Source organism: Kribbella sandramycini, from assembly GCF_013131805.1.
GTDB classification, from domain to species: Bacteria; Actinomycetota; Actinomycetes; order Propionibacteriales; family Kribbellaceae; genus Kribbella; species Kribbella sandramycini.
The window spans coordinates 16,927-41,822 of the sequence record NZ_JABJRC010000011.1; the positions used below are offsets into that span (position 1 = coordinate 16,927).

Genomic DNA, 24,896 nt, shown 5'->3' on the forward strand with positions numbered 1-24,896 from the left:
CAGACCGTCCGGAATGCCGGGTAGCGTCCCAGTCATGGCTATTGCGATGTATCCCAGCTTCGTCCTGGACTGCCCCGACCCGGCCGCGCTCGCCGCCTTTTACGGCGAGCTCCTCGGCTGGACGGTGAAAGCCGACGGCAAGTGGGCGGAGATCCGGCCCGAGGACGGCAGCAATGTGATCTGTTTCCAGGGCGTCGAGAACTTCAAACCGCCCGCCTGGCCCGGCCAGGACAACCCCCAGCAGATGCACCTCGACGTCATGGTCCGCGACCTCGACGAAGCCGAACCCGAAGTCCTCGCCCTCGGCGCCGCCAAACCCGCCCACCAGCCCGGCACCACCTTCCGCGTCTTCCTCGACCCCGCCGGCCACCCCTTCTGCCTCTGCGTCTCCTGATCCACTCCCCTTGCGGTACGGGACGAGTACGGGCAGCAGCCTGCCGCGGCCGGTTCCTAGAGTCACGGGTTCCAGATCGGGTCGCAGGGTTGTTGGAGGGTTTGTGAAGAAACGTGTTGCCGGAGTCGCGACGGCGCTGGCCGGAATCGGGGCGCTGCTCGTCGCCGGACCGGCGCAGGCGGCCGACGGGTTGGAGCTTGCCCGCTTGTACTACCCGGCGGGCGAGGTGAAGGGCGGCGAGGCCCGGGCCACCGTCGACTTCCGCAGCCGCAAGTCCGTGGTCTTCCGGGACTTCAAGGTCCGCGACGTCTGCCCCGGTGACGACCTCCCGGTCCGCGGCCGGGTGGAGTGGGTCCATGCCGACGGAACCCGGGGCGTGGGCTCCTGGAAGGCCGACACGAACGGCTGCGGCGTGGACGGCACCAACTTCGGCGACATCCGGCGGACCGACACCAAGGTCATCGTCGAGGTCATGCTGACGGTCTGCGTCTATCGGCAGTCGGGCGGCAACATCCGTTGCCACACCAGCGGCGGGCGCGCCAACCCGTACGTCTGAGCGGCACCGCTGGTCCACCGGCGCCGCGTGCGCCGGTGGATTGCGGCGGATCATCCATGGTGTGGGGACGAAGTCTCATTCTCTCGGTGGTCGGGCGTCCATACCCTCGGAAACTCGGGGGCACAGTGGCTCAGGACCGAGGGGAAAGACATGCGAAGTTCCCACAGAACAAGGCGTTCGGCGTGGCCGGCGGTGGTGCTGGCCGCGGCGCTGGCGCTGGTGGCGCCGTTGCTGACGGCGATGCCGGCGCAGGCGCTGGTGACGCATACGCTGACGTCGCCGGACGGGTTGACGAACATCACGGTGACCGATCAGGCCAGTGGCGCGCTGACGTACAGCGTGGTGTCGGGGAGTACGACGATCTTCGGCGACTCGCCGCTCGGGATCGCGACCAGCGGGGTCGACTTCACGTCGGGGCTGACGTACGTCGGGGAGGCGCGCTCGGTGATCACCGAGACGTACTCGCTGCCGGCCGGGACGAAGCCGAGTTACAGCAACGACGGCCGGCAGCTGACGCTGACGTACTCGAAGAGCGGCGCGACGATGCAGCTCGTGGTGCGGGCGTACAACGACGGGATCGCGTTCCGGTACGTGCTGCCGGGCAGCGGGAACGTCTCGATCACCGGTGAGTCGACCGGGTTCCGGTTGCCGGTCACGACTGGTGGGTGGGCGGCGCCCTGGAACGGCAACTACGAACAGGACTACATCTACCGCAACGCCACCCAGCTCAACTCCGGCGTCGATCTGACCATGCCGGCGCTGGCATCGATCAACAACAACGCCTACTACACGCTGATCAGCGAAGCCAACGTGTACAACTCGAACGCGAGCTACGCGCCCGGCATGCTGGAAGGCGACGGGCTCGGCACCGGCTTGCTGAAACTCGCCCGGACCCCCGACCAAGGGTTCCCGATGGCGAGCACCTACCCGTTCCAGACGCCGTGGCGGGTCGCGATCATCGCGCCGAACCTCGACGTCCTCTACAACTCCGACCTGGTCCAGAACCTCAACCCGCCGGCCGCGAGTACGCCGTCCTGGGTGAAACCCGGCCGGGCAGCCTGGTCCTGGTACTCCGACGAGGACAGCGCCTCCGATCTGACCAAGCAGAAGCAGATGGTCGACTTCGCCGCGGAGATGGGTTTCGAGTACGTCACGGTCGACTGCTGTTACACCCCGGCGGTCGATCTGCCCGCGATCTCGGCGTACGCCGCACAGCGCGGCGTCAAGATCTTCGCGTGGGTCACCGCGGACGCGGCGCAGACGCCCACGCAGGCCAACCAGCTGGTCGTCGACCACAAGGCGTACGGCGTCGCCGGGCTCAAGGTCGACTTCTTCCTGAACGACTCACAGGCCGTGCAGCGCTGGTACCAGTCGATCGGCGACGCCGCGGGCGCGAACCAGATGATGCTCAACCTCCACGGCAGCACCAAACCCGGCGGTGAGAACCGGACCTGGCCGTGGGTGCTCACCTCGGAGGCCGTGGCCGGCACCGAGCACTACAAGTACCCGCCGCCCACGACGGCGGCCGCCGACGTCACGTATCCGTTCACCCGCGGCCCGATCGGCTCGATGGACTACACGCCGACGATGATCTCGCAGAACGCGTCGATCCTGACGCAGGGCCACACGCTCGCCCAGGCGATCGTCTACAACACCGGCATGATCAACTACGCCGACTCGGCCGCGGCGTACCAGCAGTGGCCCGGGCGGCACCTCATGCGGGCCATCCCGACCACCTGGGACCAGACCAAGGTCGTCGAGGGTTTCCCGGGTGACCACATCACGCTGGCCCGGCGCTCCGGCGCCGACTGGTTCGTCGCCGGGATGACATCGCCCGCGCGAACGGCGTCCGTACCGCTGTCGTTCCTCGGCGCGGGCACTTACACCGCGACGATCTTCTCCGACACCGCGGCCGGGCGCGTGCAGGTCAGCACGCAGCCGGTGACGAGTGCGACGACGCTGTCGCTGCCGATGATCGCGACCGGCGGGGTGTCGGTGCATATCTCGCAGACGCCGCTCCCCCAGGTCGGCAACGGCGACACCCGGTACGAGGCGGAGTCCGCGAGCAACACCCGCGCCGGCGCGGCCTCGGTCGACGCCTGCAAGGGCTGCTCGACCGGCTCGAAGGTCGGCAACGTCGGCTCGGGCGGATCCGTGCAGTTCAACAACGTGACGGCCACGACGGCCGGCACCCACAAGATGACCTTCACCTACACCTCGGCCGACCCGCGGTCGGTCCGGATCACCGTCAACGGCACGGTGCTGAGCACGGTGAACCTGCCGGACTCGGGCGGCTGGGAGTTCGTCAACAAGTGGACGGTCGACGTCCCGCTGGTCGCGGGCGCGAACACGATCAAGTTCGACAACCCGAGCGCGTTCGCCCCGGATATCGATGCCTTGATCATCGAACGGGCCACCGAGGCGGAGGCCGCGGGGAACACCTTGGCCGGCGGTGCGGTGACGGCCGCGTGCGCCGGTTGCTCGGGCGGCATTTTCGTGAAGTCGCTCAACGGCACTGGCACACTCGACGTCAACGGCGTCACGGTGGCGGCCGCGGGTAACCACACCGTCCGGCTGGACTACGCGAGCGCGACGGCCCAGACCGTCCAGGTCCAGGTCAACGGCGGGACGGCGGTCACGGTCAATCTGCCCGCCACCGGGTCGGCGACGGCGGTGGCGACCAAGACACTGGGCCTGGCCCTCACGGCCGGATCCAACGTGATCAGAGTGCAGAGCGCGTCGTCCGCGGCGGTCGGGATCGACCGGCTGGGTGTCGTGCGCTGATCGTCCGTAACCAGGCCGCACACCCCGGGTAGCAGCGGGGTGTGCGGCCTGCTTTGTTTCGTCGGATCGTCCATGTCGGAGCGCTGAACAGCCATGTTCGCGGGGGTGCCGCCTGACTATGGTTGCGCTCCAAGAGGCGTTCCGAGCGCCGTTATCCCAACGCAACATGGAGAAACTGTGGGCAACCAGGTCGACCGCCGCCCGAGGATCCGGAACGGCGCTGTCGGCGCCGCGCTCTCGGTCGGCGAATCATCCATCGACCTGACGATCACGCGCCGCGATCAGCCACTCGTGGTGGTTGCCCTCGGCATCGGCGTGGACGGCGTCGACCTCGGCGCGGGCTCGACGGTCGTCCGCTCGGCCGAGTTCCCGGTCGTCGAGGAGTGGTTCGCTCCGTCCGGAAAGGCGCGCGGCGAGCACCTGGTCGACCACCGCGAGCTGCGGGTCGAGCTGCAGCACACGGCAACCGGCCGCGCCTGGGTCATCCGCATCCGGATCGGCCCGGACGGCGTCGCCGTCCGCTATGCCATGCCGGAGCTGCCGGGCACCACGACCCTGACCGCCGACCACACCCGCCTCGACCTGAGCCAGTTCGACCGGGCCTGGGTCCTCGACCACCAGACCTGGTACGAGACCCCGCGCGTCGGCGTCGACCTCGCCGACCTCGAGCCCGGCGCGTACGGTTTCCCCTTCCTCGCCCGATCGGACGACGGCTACCTGCTGGTCTCCGAGTCCGGGATCGACGGCCGGTACGCCGGCGCCCACGCAGCCGTCGCCGATCAGCGACTCGGATTCGGTATCGCCGACGTCCCGGTCGAGATCGCCCGCGGCGACGTCACACCGTGGCGGGTCTTCGTGATCGGCTCCCTCGCCGACGTCGTCGAATCGCTGCTCGTCGACGAACTGGCCGCCCCCGTCCGGCCCGAACTGGCAGGTGCCCGCTGGGTGCGCCCCGGCCGGGCCGCCTGGTCGTGGTGGTCCGACTTCTACTCCGGCGCTCAGCTGGCCGAGCAGAAGCGCTTCGTGGACGCCGCGGCCGAGCTCTCCTGGGAGCACCTCCTGATCGACTGCGGCTGGGAGGAGACCTGGGTCCCGGAGATCGTCGCGTACGCGAGCCGCCGCGGCATCCAGGTCCACCTGTGGACCGTCTGGCACGACCTCGACGGCCCGGAGAAACTCGGCAAGCTCGCGCTCTGGCGCTCCTGGGGCGTCGCCGGGATCAAGGTCGACTTCATGGAGTCGGAGTCCAAGGACCGGTATCGCTGGTACGACACCGTGCTGCAGGAGACCGCGCGCCTCGGCCTGATGGTGAACTTCCACGGCTCGGTGATCCCGCGCGGCTGGGCGCGAACCTGGCCGCAGGTCGTCGGCTACGAGGCTGTCCGCGGTTCGGAGTACTACGTCTTCTACAACGACACCCCCCTGACGGCCGAGCACAACGTCATCCAGCCGTTCACCCGCAATGTGGTCGGCGCGATGGACTACACGCCGGTCGCGTTCTCGGCCCCGGACCGGGTCACCAGCGACGGTCACGAGCTGGCGCTCAGCGTGGTGTTCGAGTGCGGTATCACGCACTTCGCGGACGACGTCGCGGCGTACGCCGAGCGCCCGCTCGCGGCCCGCTTCCTCGCCGAGCTCGCGCCGGTCTGGGAGGAGACGATCCTGCTCTCCGGAACACCCGACACCGAAGCCGTGCTCGCACGCCGGTCCGGTGACCGCTGGTTCATCGGCTGTATCGCCGCGGGCGATCAGCGCGTGCTCACCGTCGACCTGAGCCGCCTGGGACTCACCGATCCGCAGGCCTGGATCGTCGCGGACGCCGTCGGCGGGCTGGCCGAACGGGCGCTGGCGGCCCGCACGTTCGACGTCGAACTGGCCGCGAACGGCGGCTTCGTCGCGATCGTCTCGGACGGCGAACTGTTCCGCTCCCGCCCGAACCCGACGGCCGCGGCCCCCACGGTCGAACCGGCCCTGGTCGAGCTCGACGAGCAGCACACCGCCGTCATCACCGCCGGCGCCCGCGTGCGCGTGGCGCCCGGGTGGAGCGCCACGGCGCTCGGCGACGGCCGGTGGCGCGTCCAGGCGCCGAGCGACCTGCCGCCCGGAGCGCAGGGCGTCATCACCGTCGAGTCGGCCGCGATGCCGCCGGTGGTCGCGCACGCCCGCGCCGTCGTCCCGCTGGCGACCGGCGTGCACCGCGTGTCGGCCTTGCCGATGCTTGCCTTCGACAACGAAAGTGGTCCGGTCGAACGCGATCAGAGCAACGGCGGCGGCAACCCCGCCGACGGGGCGCCGATGCGGGTCGCCGGGACGCCCTTCGCCGACGGGCTCGGAGTGTCCACGCCATCGGCGGTCCAGCTGTACTTCGGCGGTCACGCCGGCCGATTCACCACCGCGGTGGGGATCGACGACGAGACGCCGCAGACCCGCACCCGGGCCGTCGTGAGCGGCGACGGCCGGGAGCTGGGTTCCGTCGTACTGGAGGCAGGAGAACCCGCGGTCGAGCTCGACCTCGACGTCTCCGGCGTTCGCGTACTCACCTTGTCCACCCGACAGGTCGCCGCCGGCGATCCGCCCGCGCACGTGGACTGGGCCTCGGCCCGCCTCATTGTGACGAAAGGAAGCAAATGACCAGGAAAACGTTGCTGGCGCCGGCGATCGTGGCGGTCGCGGCGCTGCTCGCGGGGTGTTCGAGCGGTAGCGGGTCGTCGGAGTCGGACGGACCGGTGACCATCACGTACGGGATCTGGGCCGGGACCCAAACCCCGGCCATGCAGGAGATCGCGACCGCGTTCACCGCGGAGAACCCGAACATCACGGTGAAGATCCAGGAACGCCCGTACCCCGAGTTCTGGTCGACGCTGCAGACCAGCGCCGCGGGCGGGACGGCGCCGGACGCGTTCTGGATGCTCGCCCAGCAGATCCGCCCGTACGCCGCCGGGAACCAGCTGCTCGACATCTCCGATGCCGTCAAGGAGCAGCAGGTCGATCTCGCGAAGTACCCGAAGGCCGTCCTCGACCTGTACGACCAGGGCGACGGCAAGCTCTACGGGCTGCCGAAGGACGTCGACACGAACGCCGTCTGGTTCAACAAGGCGCTGTTCGACAAGGCCGGCGTCGCGTACCCGAAGGCCGGCTGGACCTGGGCCGACTTCCGCGAGACGGCGAAGAAGCTGACCGACCCGGCCGCCGGAACCTGGGGCGTGGCCGCGCCGCTGGACTACCAGGGCGGGTACTACAACTCGATCTTCCAGGCCGGCGGCAAGGTGATCGCCGACGACGGCAAGACGGCGGCCATCGACAGCCCGGAGGCTCAGGCCGGGATCAGGTTCTGGACCGACCTGCAGGCCGACAAGTCCTCGCCGACGCTGCAGCAGCTGTCCGACACCGAGGCCGAGACGATGTTCGAGCAGGGCAAGGTCGCGATGTACGTGTCCGGCGCCTACTGGGCGCTGAAGCTCTACGACAACCAGGCGATCCGGGCCAAGGTCGACGTCGCGCCGCTGCCGACCGGCGTCAAGCAGGCGACCGTGACGAGCGGGATCGAGAACGTCGGGTACGCCGGCACCAAGCACCCGGAGGCGGTGAAGAAGTTCCTGCTGTTCGCGAGCGGTGAGAAGGCGGCGAACATCCAGGCCAAGTCGGGCGCGGTGCTCCCGGCGTACCAGGGCGCCGAGAAGACCTGGATGAACGCGATGCCGGAGTTCAAGAACCTGCAGGTGTTCATCGACGCCAAGGCGTACTCGGTGCCGCTGCCGGTCCAGGGCAACGCGGCCGAATGGCAGGGGCTGCAGGCCAAGTACCTGACGCCCGCGTGGGACGGCAAGGTCTCGGTCGCCGACGCCACCGCCCAGTACGCCGACGCCATCGACAAAGTGCTGGCCGAGAACGGATGACGAGACAGCCGGCGCGCCCGCGCACCTCGGGCCGGATCGACTGGTCGGCGTACGCGATGATCGCGCCGGCCTTCGCCGGGCTGGCCGCGCTCTACCTGTGGCCGTTCCTGTCCACGTTCCTGAAGAGTTTCCAGACCGTGCCGGTCTTCGGCCCGGGCCGGTTCACCGGCGGCGCGAACTACGACAAGCTGCTCGCGGACGCCGACTTCTGGGGCGCGCTCGGCAACTCGGCGAAGTACACCGCGATCGTGCTGCTCGGCATCCCGCTGGCGATCGTGCTGGCGGCGATGATCCAGCAGGTCGCCCGCGGCCGGGCCGTCTACCGGGTGCTGTTCTTCCTGCCGGTGGTCACGCTGCCGGTGGCGGTCGGCATGGTCTGGCGGTTCATCCTGAACGGCGACTTCGGGTTGCTCAACTACGCGCTGTCGCTGATCGGCGTCCCCGGGCAGTACTGGGTGGCCGACGACCGGTTCGCCGTCTACGCGTTCGCGGTGGTCGGGATCTGGATGGGGCTCGGCGTGAATCTGATCATTCTCGGGGCCGGTCTGCAGAACATCCCGGTCGATCTCTACGAGGCGTCGGCCCTGGACGGCGCGAGCCGGGTCCGGCAGTTCTTCGCGATCACGTTACCGCTGCTCAGCCCGAGCGTTTTCTTCGTGACCATTCTGACGACGATCTCGGCATTACAGATGTTCGATCTCGTCTTCATCATGCTGGGCAGTGTCAACAACACCGCGCTGAGCGGCTCGAAAACCATCGTCTATCTCTTTTACGAAGCCGCTTTCGTGCAGTTCAAACAGGGGTACGCCGCGGCGATCGCGATCGTGTTGCTGGTGATCATCATGATCGTGACCGCCGTCCAGTTCGCCGTGCAGAAGAAGTGGGTCGTCTATGACTAGCCGGGGCGCCGGGCAATGGCGCATTCACGTCGTCCTGATCGTCGCCGCGACGCTGATGGTGGTTCCGTTCGGCTGGGAGATCCTGACCTCGTTCAAGACCAGTAACGAGGTCGCGTCGCTACCGCCGACGCTGTTCCCGGCGGAGCCGACGGCCGGCGGCTTCCGGACCTTCTTCGACAAGACGCCGTTCCTGGCGCAGTTCCTGGTCTCGGCGGGCTCGCTGATCCTGCGCGTCGCCGGCCAGGTCTTCGTCGCGGCGCTGGCCGGTTACGCGTTCGCCCGGCTGAACTTCCCCGGCCGCCGGACGTTGTTCGCCTGCTTCCTGCTGATGCTGATGGTGCCGAGCCAGCTGTTCCTGCTCGGCCAGTTCGACATCATGAAGGGGCTGGGCCTGCTCGACACGCTGCCCGCGCTCGCGATCCCCGGCATCTTCTCGGCGTTCGGGACCTTCCTGATGCGGCAGGCCTTCCTGACCATGCCGAAGGAGTACGAGGAGGCAGCGCGACTCGACGGCGCGGGCACCTTCCGCACCTTCTGGAGCGTGATGCTCCCGATGGCGCGACCGATGCTGGCGGCGCTCGCCGTCCTCACGTCGCTCTACTCGTGGAACGACCTGCTCTGGCCGTTGATCGTCGCGCCGGCCGGCGACGCCCGGCCGCTGCCGGTCGGGCTGGCCGGCCTGCAAGGCCAGTTCGGGACGGACTACCCGACGCTGATGGCCGGTGCACTGATCTGCACCCTGCCGCTGGTCGTGGTGTTCATCGTGTTGCAACGGCAGTTCTTCGCCGGGATCGCCAACAGCGGTCTGAAGGGCTAGCGGGTCAGACGGCGTCGCGGCGGCGGAACTGGGTCGGGCTCATGCCGTGGAAGCGGCTGAACTGCCGGGAGAAGTAGAGCGGGTCGGCGTAACCGAGCTCGTCGGCGATCTTCGCGACCGTCGCCGGCGAGCTGTCGAGCAGCGTCCGCGCGCGAGCCATCCGCAGGCTCTGGTGGTAGGCCAGGACGCCGCCGCCGGTGACCTTGCGGAACAGCGCGCTCAGATGGGACGGCGAGACGCCGACCAGCTTCGCCAGCTCCGGAACCCGGACGCTGCTGTCCAGCCGATCGGCCAGATAGCTCATCGCCCGCTCCAGCGGATCGCCGTCGGCCGGCATCACCCGATCGACGTTGATCTGCGTGAGCAGCTTCCACGCGGCGCCCGCCGTACCGATCAGCCAGGCCGGCGCCTGGCCGCGCTCCAGGGTGGAGACGATCTCGTCGAGCAGCGCAACCGCCCGCTCCATCCGGCGGATCGGGACGATCGGCCGCTCCACCGAGACCTCCAGCGTCTCGACCAGCTCGGCGACGTCCGTCCCGGACAGGTGGCACCACCAGATCGTCCACGGATTGTCGGCGTCGGCGCCGTACGTGTGCGGCACGCCGCGCGGAATGATCAGCGCGGACTGCGAACCGATCCGGTGCGTCGTTTCGCCGACCCGGGCCCAGCCCATACCGGAGGCGCAGACAATGACGATCGTCTCGTCAATACCGCGCGGCCTTTGCATCCGGTGCCCGGCGGCGGCCGGGAAACAGCCGGCCACGGTGACGGCGAGCCGCCGGGTGACCGGGCGCGCCAAGGCCGCCGTCACCAACGGTCGCGGCACCACCACGATCCGCTCGTTCCGAAAGCCTTCCTGAATCGACATCCCCCTATGATGCCGGGGAAATGCGTTATTCGAAGGCGGCCGCGACGACATTTCGGTGGTACTCGAAAATGACGCTCGTCCGGGTCGAGGCGACGCTGCGCTCACCGGAGAGATGGTCGACGACGAACCGGCGCAGCTCCGACGAGTCGGGGACGGCGACGTGCAGCAGGAAGTCGTCGGTACCGCCGACGAAGAACAGTTGCACCACCTGCGGGAGCCCGCGGATGCTCCGGGTGAACTGACTGAGGCTCTCCTGCCGCAGCCCGGCGCGCAGCGTGACGCCGATCATCGCCTGCAGCCCGTTGCCGATCGCGGACTGGTCGACCGCGGCGTGGAAACCGGCGATCACCCCGCGGTCCAGCAGCGAGCGGACCCGCCCGTGCGCCGTCGACGGCGCGATCCCGGCCGCCTGCGACAACTCACTGTTCGTGGCCCGGCCGTCGCCGGCGAGACGAGCCAGGAGCTGCTCGTCGACCGAATCAAGCGCCCCCGATTGAAGCACTTGTTTCGGAAGATTCTTCGGCTCGGAGTCCGACTGGATTCCGATCGTCGAACGCATCAGCAAGAATCCTTCGGATTGTCGGAAAATCTTCAGCCTCAGGCTACTACAGCCGAATCACGTGCGACAGTTTGCTCGAATCCGCGAACGGCGAGAAGGAGAGCAACGATGCGCGTCGGCGTCCCCACCGAGGTCAAGAACAACGAGAACCGCGTGGCGATCACGCCCGCGGGCGTCGACACCCTCGTCGCCCGCGGCCACCAGGTCCGCGTCCAGCAGGGCGCCGGGCTCGGCTCCCGTATCCCCGACCACGAGTACGCCGAAGCCGGCGCGATCCTGGTCGAGACGGCCGAGGAGGTCTGGGGCGACTCCGACCTGGTGACCAAGGTCAAGGAGCCGATCGCCGGCGAGTACGGCCTGCTGCGCGCCGACCAGGTCCTGTTCACCTACCTGCACCTCGCGGCCGACCGTCCGCTGACCGATGCGCTGCTCGCTGCAGGGACGACGTCGATCGCCTACGAGACCGTGCAGCTGCCCGACCGCACGCTGCCGTTGCTGTCCCCGATGAGCGAGGTCGCGGGCCGGCTCTCGGTCTCGGCCGGCTCCTACTTCCTGCTCAGCGCGGCCGGTGGGCGCGGCACGCTGCTCGGCGGCGTCGCGGGCACCCATCGGGCCAAGGTCGTGGTGATCGGCGGCGGCGTCGCCGGTGAGCACGCCGCCGCGAACGCCATCGGCCTCGGCGCCGACGTCACGGTCATCGACTTGTCCCTGCCCCGGCTGCGGGAGCTCGAGCACCGCTATGCCGGGCGGATCCGGACCAGCGTCTCCAGCCGCTGGGAGATCGCCGAGCAGGTCGAGACGGCCGACCTCGTGATCGGCTCGGTGCTGATCCCCGGCGCGGCCGCGCCCAAACTCGTCACCGACGCGATGGTCGCCACGATGAAGCCGGGCTCGGTCCTGGTCGACATCGCGATCGACCAGGGCGGCTGCTTCGAGGGCTCCAAGCCGACCACCCACGACGCCCCGACGTTCGGAGTCCACCAGTCGCTCTACTACTGCGTGGCGAACATGCCCGGCGCCGTCCCCGAGACCTCGACCCGGGCCCTGACGAACGCCACCCTCCCCTACCTGACCGCCCTGGCCGATCACGGCTGGCAGGCGGCCACCGAGCAGGACGCCGCGCTGGCCAAGGGCCTGAACACCCTCGCCGGCCGGGTCACCAACGACGGCGTCGCCGAGGCCTTCGGCCTGGAGCTCGCCGTGGCCTGAACAGAAGTCGAGCGCCGATTGACCTGGCGGCCGAACCGGCAACGCCACAACTCTGCGGACATGGTGTTGAAACTCGCCGTCGCGGTCGCCCTGACCGCGACGGGTCTGCTGCCCATCTCAAGTCCCCAGTCCCCCTTCCTGACCGGCCGCAGCGGTCAGCCGGCCACCGACGTCGCGCTGGACTACGTCAAGGCGCACCCGGAGGTGTACAAGCTCTCGGCCGCCGACCTCGCCACCCTGAAACTCCGCAAGGACTACGTCGATGAGCTCGGCACCCATCACGTGTTCTGGACCCAGGAGCTCGACGACCTCGAGGTCTTCGGCAAAGGACTGAAGGCCAACGTCACCAAACACGGTGAGCTGATCTCGATCGTGGGCGGGCCGGTCCGCGGTCTGACCGGCCAAGCCCGCAGCCGGTCAGCCGCGCCGACGCTCTCGGCCGCCACGGCGCGCGCGGCCGCCGCCGCGGATATCGACGGTACGCCGGCCACCGCGGCCGCGAAGACCACTGGCTCCACCGTCAAGTGGAGCAACGGCGATCGCGCCAAGCTGGTGTGGTTCGAGAGCGCCGACGGTCTGCGCAAGGGCTGGTCGACGTACGTGAACGCCGGGACCAACAAGGTCTTCACTCACGTCGTCGACGCACAGACCGGGAAGTTGCACCATCGCAAGGACCTGACCCGGGCCGCGCACGGCGATGCCCTGGTCCAGGACAACTACCCGGGCGCACCAAGCGGCGGCGTCCAGCGCGTCGAGAACCTGATCCATCGCAAGTGGCTGCTGAAGAACGCCAAGACGCTGCTCGAAGGGACGTCGGTCAGCGCGTTCGCCGATGCCAACGACAACGACCAGCCGGATCCGGGTGAGACCGTCGCCGTGCCGAACGGGCAGCACAAGATCGTGCCGTTCCAGAGCTCGTCGTTCTGTGCAACGGCGTTCGTCTGCACCTGGGATCCGGCCGAGCCGGACTCCTGGAAGGCGAACAAGGACCAGAGCGTCACCAACGCGTTCTACCTGGCCGGCAACTTCCACGACTGGCTGGCCAAGCCGCCGATCGCGTTCACCCCGGCGGCCGGCTCGTTCGACGCGGCCGGCGGCGACCCGGTGAAACTGAACGCGCTCGACGGCGCGGGCACCGGAACGCACGGCGGCCCGGATGAGGACCACGTCAACAACGCTTACATGGCCACGCCGCCGGACGGTATGTCGCCGGTGATGGCGATGTTCCTGTTCCACGCGCCGGGCGGCGACGACGTGCAGGAGCCGTGGGTACCGGCCAGCGGCACGAACTCGGCGGACGTGCTTTACCACGAGTATGGGCACGGTATGAATGCCCGGCTGGTCGTCGACGCGTACGACATCTCCGCGTTGAACAACATCCAGTCCGGCGCGATGGACGAGGCCTGGGCCGACTTCTACGCACTCGACTACCTGGTCGCCCACGGCCTGGAGCGGGACACCACCGCCTCGGGCGACCTGCTGGTCGGCAAGTACGTCGCGGGCGGCAAGACCATTCGCACCATGGCGAGCGACTGCCGGGTGCATGCGGACAGTCCGCAGTGTGTCCAGAAGGACGGGACCAAAGGCGGGTACACGTACGGCGACTTCCCGACGATCGGCCGCTTCCCCGAGCGGCACGCCTCGGGTGAGCTGTGGACCCAGACGCTGTGGGATCTGCGCGAGCGGCTCGGCCGTGCGGACGCCGTCCGCGTGATCACCCGCGCGATGGAGCTCTCTCCGCCCGATCCGTCCCTGCTCGACATGCGCAACGCGATCCTGCAGGCCGATCTGGTCGCCACCGGCGGCAAGCGGGCCGACGCGATCTGGCAGGTCTTCGCCAACCGCGGCCTGGGCTGGTTCGCCGGCTCGGTCGACGGCGGCGACGCCTATCCGGCCGAGGACTTCCAGCTACCGCCCAAGGCGGCCGCGCCCCGGCTGACCGGGACGGTTCGGGAGAAGTACACGAATGCGCCCGTGGCCGGCGCCCAGATCGTGTTCAGCGGTCATGCCTCCGGTTTCGCCGGCAGCTACGTCGCGGTGACCGATGCCCAGGGCAAGTACGCCGTGCCGGACGTGCGCCCCGGCACCTACCGGAAGGTGATCATCCGGGCCGCGGGCCACGAGGCTCTGCTGCAGGACGTCACCGTCCGGGCCGGTCGGCCGACCGACTTCACGCCGCGCCGCAACTGGGCCGGTAGCGAAGGCGGCGCCCAAGTGGTCGGCTTCAACGGGCTCGACCGCACCGAGGACGACTGCGGTCCGGCCGGAGCGATCGACGGCAGCCAGGACCGCGGCTGGGTGACCTCGACCGGTAACGACAACGGCGATCCGACCAACGTGATGATCCCGAAGCACCTGGACCTCAAGCTGCCGCAGCCGATCGACGTTGCCGCCTTCTCGGTCGATCCGGCACCTGACTGTGCGACGTCACCGACCGCCGCGACCGGTAAGTACCGGATCGAGACGTCCGCCGACGGGAAGACGTGGGCCACCGCGCGGACCGGGGAGTTCACCGCCGCCGACCTGCGCAAGTTCAACGAGCTGACGCCGACGGCGAACACGGCAAAGGTCCGGTACGTCCGGTTCTGGATTCTCAGCCCGCAGGTGCCGAACTTCGCGACGGCGTGCCCGGACAACCTGTTCGGCAGCGGGTGCGCGTACTCGGCGCTCACCGAGTTGCAGGTGTTCGGCAAGCAGAGCTAGCCGGCGCCGTAGAGCTCGCGGTTCCACAGGATGCCGCAGATCTCTTCGAGGCCGCGGGTGAGGTGCCGCCGATAGGTGCTCAAGGGCAGATCGAGCCTTTCGGCGGCCACCTCCTGCGTCGGCACACCGCGCAGATAGGTGGTCGCGACCGCCCGATAGAGATGCTGGGTCCGGGCGTCGCCGTCGAGGACCTTGGCGGCCGCGCCGATCACCTCCCGCAGCCCCTGGACCGGGTCCGCGTTCTTGCTCTCAGCAACCAACCGGCTGCGGATCAACGGGTTCGCCGTCAACTGGTCGGTCCGCCGCCACGCGCGCAGCGCCCGGCGGACGGCGGCATCGAAGTCCTCGCGGGACAGCACGGTGAGGTTGTCACTCGGCACGCTCTGCTCCAGCTCCGCGCCGAACAGCTCATGGTTGACGTAGCGGTCGAGCCACAGCTCCACCGGCACGGCACGCCAGTCATGTGCGAACAGCGTCACGGCCCCACCGGAGACCTGGTCGTGGTCGAGATACTCGAGCTGCTCGCGCCAACGGTCGACGTCGGTGACCGCGACGTACGTCCAGGCCAGCCGTTCGCCCTTGATCCACTCGTGGATCAGCCGCATCTGCATCAAGTCACCGGTGCCGCAGGGCAGCTCGCACTCCGGGGCCAGCACGAAGTAACGGACGACGGTCAAGTGCTCGCCGCCGCGGACCGGACCGGCGGCGCGGCTGTGTTGCCACGCGGTGGCGACGACCGCATCCGCGGCCAGATCGTCGGCCCGCGGCTCCTCCAGGCGCAGCTTCGCGACGAACGCCGTCGGCGTCGGTGACCCCGGCGACCGGTAGACCGAGAAGGCTTGCGGCTGGCGCTCCAACCAGTACTTCAGCGCCGGCAGCGCCGCCTCGCCGAGTGATCGGGCGCCGAGCTCCAGGACGGCGCGGACGTCGTCCTGGCCATCGATCGGCAGCTCGGTGCCGAGGTCGCCGCGTTCCCAGCTGAGGTAGCGCTGCATGACCGGGCTGGTGCGATGCAGATAGGCCAACGCCCGGAGCTCTTCGAGTGCGGCCATCCCCTCGGCCGCGCGGATCTTCTCGAGCAGATGCGCCTTCAGCTTGCGGTGCACGGATTCGTAGCCGGTCGCATCCCGCCAGCGCAGGTCGACGTCCAACGCGTCCCGGACGACGTCGTGCGGGTAGAGCCCGCGGTCGCCGTACTCGATGAACGGCTGCAGCCGCAGCCAGGCGAACAGGTCGGCGGACTCGGTGGCCGAGCCGAGCACCGCGCGCAGCAGCTCTTCGGTGGTGTCGTAGGCGTGCGCGCAGATCTCCAGCGCCAGCCGGTGCCGGGCGCTCGGCACCGAGCCGACCAGCGTCGACAGCAGCGTGCGGACGACGTCGTGCGACGGCCGCATCGACCGCGTCAGCCGCCGTCCGTCCACCGCTACCTCGGCGGCCAGCGAGAGGGCCAGCGGATGGCCGCCGGCGAACGCGAGGATCGGCTCCCGGCAGCTGTCGCCGACGCCGCGCGCCCGCAGCAACTCCTCGGCGACGTCCGGCGGCAGGTTGCGCAGCGAGATGACCCGGAGCAGCTCCGTCCAGGCCAGATCAGCGCGCCACCCCGGGTCGGGCGGCAGCCGGTGCGCGATCACGACCAGGACGTCGGCCGGCAGCGACGGGACGAATTTCTGCCGGAACCAGTCTTCCAGCTGCTCGTCCCAGGCAACCTCGTCGACGAGCAGGACGGTCGTCTCCCCCGCCGCGATCTCGGCCTCGCGGTCCAGGAACAGCTCGCGGGACGGACCGGCGCCGCGGCCGTTCACGCTGACCACCGGGCGGCCCGCGCCGCGGGCATCCTCGGCGAACGCCTCCAGCAGCGCCGTCTTGCCGATCCCGGGTGGACCCGAGACCCACAGCACGACGAACGCCGCCGCCGGGGACGCCGCCAGCGCGCCCGCGAACAACTCCCGCTCCGCGGTCCGACCGGCGAACCGCCGCATCCGCGCCGACCGCAGCCGGACCGCCAGCGACCGTTCCTCACCCTGCACCGGGACCATACTCACCCTCTCCACCACCGACAGTTACTTAACCGGTTTTGTCGACAGTAGACAGCGCTTTCCCACCCAGGCAACCGACGTAAGCGCGGCTTAAGCGCGCGGGCAGCGAAATGCGACAAAGACGCCACAACCGGAGCGTGAGCTGAAACATTCACCGGCCGCGGCGCGCCAGACTGCGCGCGACTACCCGGCCGATCAAACGCGGGGCGAGCAGCTCCTTGGTCGGGGCCGCCAGACTCGCCACGCGCGTGACGGCGGCGCTGAGCTCGCGGTCGTCGGGAGCAACCCGCACCAACGCCTGAACATAGCGGTCGGCCAGATCGGCCGTGCGGCTCCGAAGTGCGGCGTCCCGGCCGGCCGCGATCCGCCACGGGTCCGTGAGCAGGGCGGTGCTGCGGGCGAAGTACTGCTGGGTGACAGCCGTCGTACGGGCGCAGACGTCGCGCAGCAGGACAGCTTCGCGAGCCGCCATCGTCACGCCCTGACCGTAGGCGGGGTTGAAACTGCACAACGCATCGCCGACCGCGACGAAGCCGTCCGGTGGCATCGACCGGTCGTACCGGCGCCAGCGGTTCGAGCCGGCGTCGAGGCGGAGCGGCTCGTCCAACGGCTCCGCCGTCCGCATCACCTCGGCGACATCGGAGCAGACCAGCGACTCGGCCCAGGCCAGCATGCCGTCGTCGTCGATCGGTGGCGCGGCGCCGAGCATGCCGCCGAGGACGACGGCGAACACATCGTGCTCCTGCGCCATCACGACCCCGCAGCGCGGCTCCTCCCGGGAGTAGTTGACCCAGGTGGCCGCGCGGCCGCCGAGCGCGCCGGGCACGCGCCGGTAGTGCCGACCGACATAGACGACATTTACCTCGACCTCATCGACCTCCGGACCGGCGTACCCCAGTTCGCCGAGCCAGCACGTCGCGCGCGACCCGCGACCGGCCGCGTCGACGACCAGATCCGCGACCAGGTACGACGTCGCGCCGCCATCGAGCCGCGGCAACAACTGGACGCCGGTGACGCGCCGCCGATCGCCGATCAGCCCGAGGACGTCGTACCCGGACCAGATCTCGACCTGGGGCAGCTTCTCGACCCGCGTCCGCAGTACCGACTCCAGCAGCGACCTGCTGAGGCCGAACCCGGTCAGCCCGGTCACCCCGGCGTGGAGCCGCCGGCCGCCGACGTACGAATGCACGTCGCGCTGCGGATCGGCGGGACAGGCGCCCACGCCGAGCAGGTCGGAGGTGAAGTCCGGCGCGAGCTCTTCGAGGGCCTGCGCCCCACCGGCCAGCAACCACTGCGGCTGCCACCCGCCGGCCGCGCGCCCTTCCGTCCCGTCCCAGTCGATCACCGTCACCCGCGCGCAGCTCGCACTCAGCGCCATCGCCGCCAGCAACCCACTCACCCCGGCGCCGACCACCACCGCCCGCTCCATCTCCATCCCCCGATGCTCCCTACCCGGCCGCCCACCCGCCAGCTCATTCACCGGTCACCTTCCGCCCACCCAGACGGCCGGAGCGCCCGAAGGGTGGGGATGGCGGGCGCTCCGGCCGTAGGTGACACACGGGGTGCCTCTCACCCGCCCCGGGTTGAGACTGTGTCCTGTCCGTGTGCCGCGCCCAGCATGCGCCCGGGGACAACCCATCCCACAGCTCAATCCGCGCCCAACCTCCGCTCACTCCCGCGAATATGTTGCCTCCGGCAAATGCTTCGGCGACGCACCGGACGACGACGCTGTCCCTCGAGCTGACGCAGTCGAATCACGGGCAGAACCGGATCGCCTACTCGACTTTCCTGCCCCTTCGGCGGCGCGTACGACTCACTGACAAGACAGGCCGCGCGGGGTCGGGGGATTCGCCGATCTCGTTCGACGCGGTGATCGGCGCGATCGTCCAGCTCAACCGGCTGGACGCCCGCCGGTCGTTACCGGCTTCGGAGTACCGGAGCACGGCGCGGTCGCTGCCGACCCTGATCCAGATGCTGTTGGGCCGGGCCGGTGCCGACGGAGGCAAACACCCGCAGCTGTAAAGCTGCCTGCCCGGCCCCGGCTGCACGAGCCGGGGCCGGGCGAGGGTCAGCCGAGGGTGGACCACCAGGCGCAGTTGCTCTCGATTGCGGGGTTGGTTGGGCCTACTCGGTCGAGGGTCATGGTTTGGACGGTGTTGTCGGTGGTGAAGCGGGGCCAGTGTGGGGTGGATGGGGAGTTGGGGTTGCCGGTGCGGGCGAAGGTGGTCCAGTAGGTGGCCAGTTGGTCGGAGAGCTGGTTCTGGGCCGGTGTGAGGGTGGTGCCGAAGGCGCCGGGCCAGAGGTAGTAGAGCTCGGTGCCGTGGGCAGCGCCTTCGTCGTAGTCCGGCCAGTCCTTGAAGCTGGGGGCGGTCCGGTCGGCGAACTGGTAGGCGTAGACGGGCGTGTGCCGGCTGAGGGACTGATAGCCGCGGAGGTTCAGGCAGGTGCTGAGACCGCCGAAGTAGCCGCGGGCCAACGTCTTGTCGGTCAGCATGGTGGCGAGTGCGATCGCCGGGGACGGGTAGGCCGCAGCCGGGTACTTCGCGAGGACGGCGTCGGCATGTTCGCCGAGGAGCTCACGGGTCGTGGTCTCGTAGCCGGCGGCCGTGACCGGGTCACCGGCGTCGAAGTACAACAAGCTGACGACGAGCCGCGCCTCGTCGCGCGTCGTCCCCCACAGCAACGGCACCCGCCGGAATTTGCCCTCCTCGAACAGCTGCTCCGGCCGGACCGGGAACTCCTTGCCCCCGACAACAGGCGCCGCCGGGACGTCGGTCCCCCAGGTGTCCAGGACGTCGGCCGTCGACTTCGCGCGCAGGCAGGCGAGGTCCGCGCAGCCGGTTCGCCCGACGAACGCCGTACCCAGCGTCTCGGCCTCCTGCCCGGTCGCGCTGGTCGGCTCGGCGCAGGCCCAGCTCTGCCCGATCGCCTTACTGAACAGGCCTGCCGACCCGGCCGTCACCAAGTGCCCGCAGACACTCGCCGCACCGGCGGACTCGCCGAAGATCGTCACGTTGCCCGGATCACCGCCGAACGCGCGAATGTTGCGCTGCACCCAGCGCAACGCCTCCTGCTGGTCCTGAAAGCCGAAGTTGCCCGACTGATTCCGGCCCTCCGCGGTCAGGTCAGGCGTGGCCAAGAACCCGAACACACCCAACCGATAAGACACCGTGACCACCACGACGTCACCGCGCTTGACCAGTTTCACCGGGTCGTACGCCGCGGCTTCGCCGTTCGTGAACCCGCCGCCGTGAATCCACACCATCACCGGCAACGCACCCTTGCTCCGGCTCGGCGTCGCCACATTGAGGTAAAGGCAGTTCTCATTGACGATCCGCCCGGATCCGAAGCCGGGAATCTGCGAGCACCCGGCCCGCGGCGCGGTGGCGTCCCGCACGCCGTGCCACGCCTTACCGGCCTGGGGCGGCCGCCAGCGCAACTCCCCCACCGGCGGCGCCGCGAACGGCACTCCTTCGAACGTCCGCACCCCGTCCGCGACCGCGCCGCGCACAGCACCCCGATCAGTACGCACGATCGTCGTCGCCCCCGCCACCGGCGGAGCAACCGCCAGCACGAGCGGCAACACCAGCAATCCACTCAGAAGTCGTCGCAGTCTCATCAGTACGCCACATCCGCGATCTCGAGAGTGTGCGCCATATTCGTCCACTTCTCGAAGTACTCGTTGTGGGCGTCGGAGCCGACGTAGCTGCCCAGCGGATGCCGGCCGGATTCGTCCTGGGTGAAGACCATCGCGCCGGAGTCGCCGTTCTGCGCGCAGCAGGGGCCGACGGTGACGGCCAGACCGTGGGTGCACCCCTCGGCATCGCACAACGAGGCCGCGGTTTTCCAGATCTCCAGATTGCAGCGGTCACCACTGACCCCACCCGAGATGCAGACCCCACCGAGACCTGCGACGGCGGATCGAGCCGACGACTGCTGAACGGTTCCGTGGCTCTGGGCACCGCCCGGACCGCTGTGGTTCCGGGTGCCGACGACCGCGTCGATCAGCGCGAAGTCGTTCGCCGGGAACGGCGCGTTGTAGGTCAGGTTGCCGTGGCTGAACATGCCGCTCTTGAGCGAGGCGCCCAGCCGGAAACAGTGCCCGGCCGTGGTCATCGCCTTGCGGCCGTTCTCGAGTTTGACGGCGATCCCCGTCGTACAGCGCGTGTTGCAGCAGGGCTTCGCGCGCCCCTGGCCGTTCACGATCGCGCCGCCGAAATGCGGGCTCGGATCCAGCGCCCGGCTGTAGGCGTCGGCCTGGATGCCGACCGGCGCGTCGGCCACGGTCTCCTGCTGCCGGGACGACGTCGCGTCGGACGCCCGGACGGTGACATCGATCGGGCTAGCCTGTTCGATCGCCGGCCAGACCTCGCGCGGCAGCGTGGTCTCGACCAGGACCGTGTCGGACGCGCCGTCCAGGCTCAGCGTCGAGACGTTCCCCTGCCGCCGATACTCGGGCGTGTCGACGACCTTGGCGATCGCCCGGGTCGCCTGATCGACCTCCGCCGTCGTGTACCGGCTGACCCGCACCGGGACGTCGACCTCGGCCTTGTCGAGACCGGCCTGCTCACGCGGCAGCACGTAAGTCCGCTCGCCGCCCGAGTTCGGGTAGAAGTTGACCGCGGCTTGCTGCGCGGCCGCAGTCGCCACCGCGACGGCAGCGTCATCGGTGGACCGCGCCTGGGCCGGCAGCAACGTCCACGCGGACAGGAGTAATGCGGCGACGACGAGCGCACCGCGTTTCAGAAGTAATGGCATGACTGATTCCGTTCTGGTCATCGACGGCAGGGTTGGCGAGAGCCGTCGACGACGCTCTCGCCGGGGACCGGTCATCGAACAGCCCAATTGCTGCTCAGGTTCTGGCCGGACGGCAACTGAGCTGGTAATGGGCTGTAGATCGGATGGAGATTGGGCCCAGGGTGCGAGAGTGGAAACCCTTGTAGGGCTGCAGTTGCCGGAAGGCGATGCTGTGGACGGCATCCAACAGATCGTTGTACTGGGCACCGAACTGGACAGCCGCGCGCACCGGCCCGGCCTGTTCCTCGTCACGGACTTGCGGGGGCCCTGGGTGGAGTCGCTGATCGTGTCCGGCTTCCGGCCCGGCGAACGCTCGCTCTGGATCGCGGACGGCGTTGCCGACCAGCTCACGGGCGCAGAACTCGCCCAGCTCCGGAGGCGGATCGGCACCCTCTCCGCCCCCGGCAGCCGGCTCGTGATGACGTCGACCTACTGATCAGCGCTTGACGGCGGCCTGTGCGTTGAGGAGGCCGTGGCCGTAGAAACTGTTGTAGGCGGTCGATCCGGAGCAGGTGGCATCCGTCGTGCCGTCGTTGTCGAAGTCGTAGTTCGGCGGGCAGGCGAGTTTGCTGGTGCTGGCGAAGAGGCGGGCACGGACTTCGGCCGGCGAGGCCTTCGGGTGGACCGACCGAATCAGAGCCGCTACGCCCGCGACCATCGGCGTCGCCATCGACGTGCCGAGGACGTACTCCCAGGTGCCGCCCGGGACCGGAGCGATGATCTGGTTGCTCACCGCAGGTGCCGTCGGCGGCTGGTAGTCCTCCTGCTCGCCGCCGGGCGCCGCGATGTCGATGACGCCAAGACCGTAGTTCGAGTACGACGATTTCAGGTTGTGCGCCCCGGTCGCCGCGACCGTGACAACGCCGGGCAACTCGGCCGGAATGCTGATGCAGCGCGAACGGTCGACCGTCCGGGTGACCGGCGTCCCGTCCCCCGGGCTGGACTCGTCCACCAGGGTAGGCGCGCCGAGGTCGTGGCCGCTGTTCATCCCCGCTGCGACCAGGACCGTTCCCTTCCGCTCGGCGTACTTCGTTGCCCGCTGCACCGATTCGGCCAACGCCCGCTGATCGGGATCGTCCAAGCAGTTGAAGTACCACGGGTCGACGTAGAAGCTCATGTTCACCACATCGGCACCGTGCTCGGCCGACCAGACCAGCCCGCACACCACCGACTCGGTCGTGTACAAACCGCCCGAAGCAACCTTCACGGCCGCCAACCCGACACCAGGCGCAACCCCCGCCGTCCCGACCCCGTTCCGCGCCGCCACCGCGATCCCGGCCACACTCGTCCCGTGCGACGACGTCAACGTCGTCGGCCGCCACGACCCCTCGGTCGGATCCGGCCTCCCGCCGACACAGTTCGCCGACGCGGACTTCTCGAAGTTCGGCGCCAGATCCGGATGCGTGTCGTCAACACTGTTGTCCAGCACGGACACCAACACGTCCCGCCGCCCAACCGTCTTCTGATGCGCCTTGTCCGCCCCGATCGCCCGCAACCCCCACTGCAACGACTCCAGCGGCTCCGCCCCACCGGGCTTCCCCGCCACCGGCGGACTCACCACAGCCGGCATCGTCGGCCCCGCCGGCGCCACCGGCACCGTCCGCGTCTTCCCCGCCGAACTCACCGCCCCCGACCGCCGCACCACCACCCCCACCCCAGGATCAGCCGCAGTAACCACCAACACCCCAATCTGCGGATACTCCATCTTCACCACCCCACCCGCCGCAACCACCGCCGCCCGCGCCGCCCCGAACGCCCCCGCCCCCGGCTTGGCATTCACCACAAACCCGTACTCCCCCGCCGCCGCAGAGGCACCGGCCGGCAGCCCCACCGCCACAACAGCCACACCCGAAACCACCGCAGTAGCTCGAATCCACCAAGGTCGTCGCATCTCGAACTCCTCACCAAACTCGCGGAAGATCAGATTGAACTCAGCGTCGGCGGCTCGTTAGGAAGGTCAGTTCGCGCTCACTTTGTGTTCGGGACACGGGGTGGCGGAAGTCGGTTGCCGAATGGGCTGTTGTTCGGGCGGGCCGGTCGGTGACCGTTCGGCGGTGAGGGGTTCTCGGCCCGAGGGCTCCGTGTTGCTCGTCGGGAGATTCGTCATGAAGGACATCATCGTCCGTTGACGCGTCCTATCATGGCTGGATGGCGAGGGGTTCTGGGGTGTCCAGCCGGGACAGGATCTTGAACACGGCGCGCAGCCTGATCGACGCCAACGGGTACGACGGGATGGCTGTGTCGGAGTTGTCGACGGAGTCGGGGCTGCCGCCGAGTTCGATCTACTACCACTTCGGGAACAAGCTCGGGGTGCTGGCCGCGCTTCTGGAGCGGACGTTCGAGGAGTTGCACTCCTACTTCCCGCAGCCGGCCGCGTTCGACGACTTGCCGCCGGTCGAGCGGTTGGAGGCGTGGTTCACCGCGGCCTGTACGGCGCTCGACGAACAGCCGGATTACCTGCGGCTGCTCGTCTCGGTGAGTGTCGGGCCGCAGAAGGACATCGAGGCCGTCGCGAAGACGCTGCGCCGGATCCGCGACTACGCGCACGCGTCCTGGACGGCGGCGCTGACGCCGATCTTCCCGGACGACGCGGCGCTCGTCGACCAGCTGGCCGTGCTCGGCCGGGCACTGTCGGACGGGCTCGCGGTGAGTAACAGCGTCGACGGGCTGAGCCACCGGGCGCAGGTCGCGCCGTTCGTGGCCCTCGTCCGCGGGCTTGCGGAATCACCGAAGAGATAGAACGATCGGTCTTGCATTTCGGTCCGTCATTGGGCATGCTGTGAATGGAACGTTCACTACACAGCTCCTGAGAGGACCATCGTGACCACCACCCTCGACTCCCCCGTCGTGAGCGCCGCACCGGCGCTGCGCCGGTTGTACTTCGCGCGCTTCGGCTTCGCCATCGTCTGGGCGGCCCTGCTGTTCAGCACCGGGAAGCACCTCGGCGGCCTCGCCACCGCGCTGCTGATCCTGTATCCGCTGTTCGACGTCGCCGCGGCCGTCGTCGACGCGCGCTCGGCCGGTGCTGCCGGGCCGACCCGCGGGCTGTACGTGAACATGGCGATCAGCCTGCTCGCCGCGCTCGGCCTGGTGGTCGCGACCGGCTCCGGCGTACCGCAGGTGCTGCGGGTCTGGGGCGCCTGGGCGATTATCGCCGGCGTGATCCAGCTGATCGTCGCGATCAAGCGGCGCGCGCTGGGCGGTCAATGGCCGATGATCCTCAGCGGCGGCCTGTCCGTGCTGGCCGGTGGATCGTTCGTGATGAGCGCCGGGGCCGAGAACCCGGTGCTGACGAGCATCGCCGGGTACGCCGTCCTCGGTGCGATCTTCTTCCTGGTCTCCGCCATCCGCCTCGGCCGCGCCGCGAAGGGGAACTGA

The 24,896-nt window shown here is 69.3% G+C and carries 20 protein-coding genes; 13 read left to right on the forward strand and 7 right to left on the reverse strand.

What is annotated here, in order from left to right; genetic code table 11:
• Window positions 1–34: 34 nt before the first annotated feature.
• From HPO96_RS33515 to HPO96_RS33545, 7 genes are all read left to right on the forward strand, one after another.
• The gene (locus tag HPO96_RS33515) at window positions 35–394 is read left to right on the forward strand and encodes a VOC family protein (protein ID WP_171678436.1); all 360 of its coding nucleotides are present in this window, start codon (window positions 35–37) and stop codon (window positions 392–394) included.
• Window positions 395–497: 103 nt separating this feature from the next.
• Window positions 498–950 (forward strand): hypothetical protein, encoded by a 453-nt coding sequence (locus HPO96_RS33520; protein ID WP_171678437.1) that lies wholly within the window; start codon window positions 498–500, stop codon window positions 948–950.
• A 150-nt stretch (window positions 951–1,100) separates the two neighbouring features.
• Window positions 1,101–3,734 carry a glycoside hydrolase family 97 N-terminal domain-containing protein gene (locus HPO96_RS33525; protein WP_171678438.1) on the forward strand — a complete coding sequence of 878 codons (2,634 nt, stop codon included), beginning with the start codon at window positions 1,101–1,103 and terminating at the stop codon, window positions 3,732–3,734.
• 177 nt (window positions 3,735–3,911) lie between these two features.
• A complete protein-coding gene (locus HPO96_RS33530) occupies window positions 3,912–6,365 on the forward strand; it encodes a glycoside hydrolase family 97 catalytic domain-containing protein (RefSeq protein ID WP_171678439.1) in 2,454 nt (817 codons plus the stop codon).
• Window positions 6,362–7,630: an ABC transporter substrate-binding protein gene (locus HPO96_RS33535; protein WP_171678440.1), complete on the forward strand. Its 1,269-nt coding sequence runs from the start codon at window positions 6,362–6,364 to the stop codon at window positions 7,628–7,630. The genes HPO96_RS33530 and HPO96_RS33535 overlap by 4 nt, the downstream gene beginning before the upstream one ends.
• Entirely contained in the window at window positions 7,627–8,529 is a 903-nt protein-coding gene (locus HPO96_RS33540; protein WP_171678441.1) for a carbohydrate ABC transporter permease, read from the forward strand. Before HPO96_RS33535 ends, HPO96_RS33540 begins: the two co-directional genes overlap by 4 nt.
• Window positions 8,522–9,346, forward strand: a complete 825-nt coding sequence (locus HPO96_RS33545) for a carbohydrate ABC transporter permease (RefSeq protein ID WP_171678442.1) — start codon at window positions 8,522–8,524, stop codon at window positions 9,344–9,346. Before HPO96_RS33540 ends, HPO96_RS33545 begins: the two co-directional genes overlap by 8 nt.
• Window positions 9,347–9,350: 4 nt before the next feature.
• Here the strand turns inward: HPO96_RS33545 and HPO96_RS33550 are convergent, their stop codons facing one another.
• Window positions 9,351–10,214, reverse strand: a complete 864-nt coding sequence (locus HPO96_RS33550) for an AraC family transcriptional regulator (protein WP_171678443.1) — start codon at window positions 10,212–10,214, stop codon at window positions 9,351–9,353.
• A gap of 25 nt (window positions 10,215–10,239) precedes the next feature.
• Window positions 10,240–10,773: an Lrp/AsnC family transcriptional regulator gene (locus tag HPO96_RS33555; protein WP_171678444.1), complete on the reverse strand. Its 534-nt coding sequence runs from the start codon at window positions 10,771–10,773 to the stop codon at window positions 10,240–10,242.
• Between the two features lie 108 nt (window positions 10,774–10,881).
• Between HPO96_RS33555 and ald the strand changes: the two genes are divergently transcribed.
• Together ald and HPO96_RS33565 are read left to right on the forward strand one after the other, a co-directional pair.
• Window positions 10,882–11,982, forward strand: a complete 1,101-nt coding sequence (gene ald / locus HPO96_RS33560; protein WP_171678445.1) for an alanine dehydrogenase — start codon at window positions 10,882–10,884, stop codon at window positions 11,980–11,982.
• A 60-nt stretch (window positions 11,983–12,042) separates the two neighbouring features.
• Window positions 12,043–14,685, forward strand: a complete 2,643-nt coding sequence (locus HPO96_RS33565; RefSeq protein WP_171678446.1) for a M36 family metallopeptidase — start codon at window positions 12,043–12,045, stop codon at window positions 14,683–14,685.
• Here the strand turns inward: HPO96_RS33565 and HPO96_RS33570 are convergent.
• Together HPO96_RS33570 and HPO96_RS33575 are read right to left on the reverse strand one after the other, a co-directional pair.
• Window positions 14,682–16,727, reverse strand: coding sequence for a P-loop NTPase family protein (locus HPO96_RS33570; RefSeq protein WP_171678447.1), 2,046 nt, complete (start codon window positions 16,725–16,727; stop codon window positions 14,682–14,684). The genes HPO96_RS33565 and HPO96_RS33570 overlap by 4 nt on opposite strands.
• 145 nt (window positions 16,728–16,872) lie before the next feature.
• The gene (locus HPO96_RS33575) at window positions 16,873–18,201 is read right to left on the reverse strand and encodes an FAD-dependent oxidoreductase (protein WP_171678448.1); all 1,329 of its coding nucleotides are present in this window, start codon (window positions 18,199–18,201) and stop codon (window positions 16,873–16,875) included.
• A gap of 203 nt (window positions 18,202–18,404) precedes the next feature.
• On the opposite strand from HPO96_RS33575, the gene HPO96_RS33580 reads away from it, so the two are divergent.
• Window positions 18,405–18,743 (forward strand): hypothetical protein, encoded by a 339-nt coding sequence (locus HPO96_RS33580; RefSeq protein WP_171678449.1) that lies wholly within the window; start codon window positions 18,405–18,407, stop codon window positions 18,741–18,743.
• 46 nt (window positions 18,744–18,789) lie between these two features.
• On the opposite strand, the gene HPO96_RS33585 is transcribed toward HPO96_RS33580, so the two are convergent.
• A complete protein-coding gene (locus HPO96_RS33585) occupies window positions 18,790–20,340 on the reverse strand; it encodes a carboxylesterase/lipase family protein (protein ID WP_171678450.1) in 1,551 nt (516 codons plus the stop codon).
• Entirely contained in the window at window positions 20,340–21,479 is a 1,140-nt protein-coding gene (locus HPO96_RS33590; RefSeq protein WP_171678451.1) for a chymotrypsin family serine protease, read from the reverse strand. Before HPO96_RS33590 ends, HPO96_RS33585 begins: the two co-directional genes overlap by 1 nt.
• Before the next feature lie 169 nt (window positions 21,480–21,648).
• On the opposite strand from HPO96_RS33590, the gene HPO96_RS33595 reads away from it, so the two are divergent.
• Entirely contained in the window at window positions 21,649–21,954 is a 306-nt protein-coding gene (locus HPO96_RS33595) for a class I SAM-dependent methyltransferase (RefSeq protein WP_171678452.1), read from the forward strand.
• On the opposite strand, the gene HPO96_RS33600 is transcribed toward HPO96_RS33595, so the two are convergent.
• Window positions 21,955–23,364 carry a S8 family peptidase gene (locus HPO96_RS33600; protein ID WP_337796919.1) on the reverse strand — a complete coding sequence of 470 codons (1,410 nt, stop codon included), beginning with the start codon at window positions 23,362–23,364 and terminating at the stop codon, window positions 21,955–21,957.
• A gap of 302 nt (window positions 23,365–23,666) precedes the next feature.
• Here HPO96_RS33600 and HPO96_RS33605 point away from each other — a divergent pair, with 302 nt between their 5' ends.
• A complete protein-coding gene (locus tag HPO96_RS33605; RefSeq protein ID WP_171678454.1) occupies window positions 23,667–24,257 on the forward strand; it encodes a TetR/AcrR family transcriptional regulator in 591 nt (196 codons plus the stop codon).
• 81 nt (window positions 24,258–24,338) lie between these two features.
• Window positions 24,339–24,896: a hypothetical protein gene (locus tag HPO96_RS33610; protein WP_171678455.1), complete on the forward strand. Its 558-nt coding sequence runs from the start codon at window positions 24,339–24,341 to the stop codon at window positions 24,894–24,896.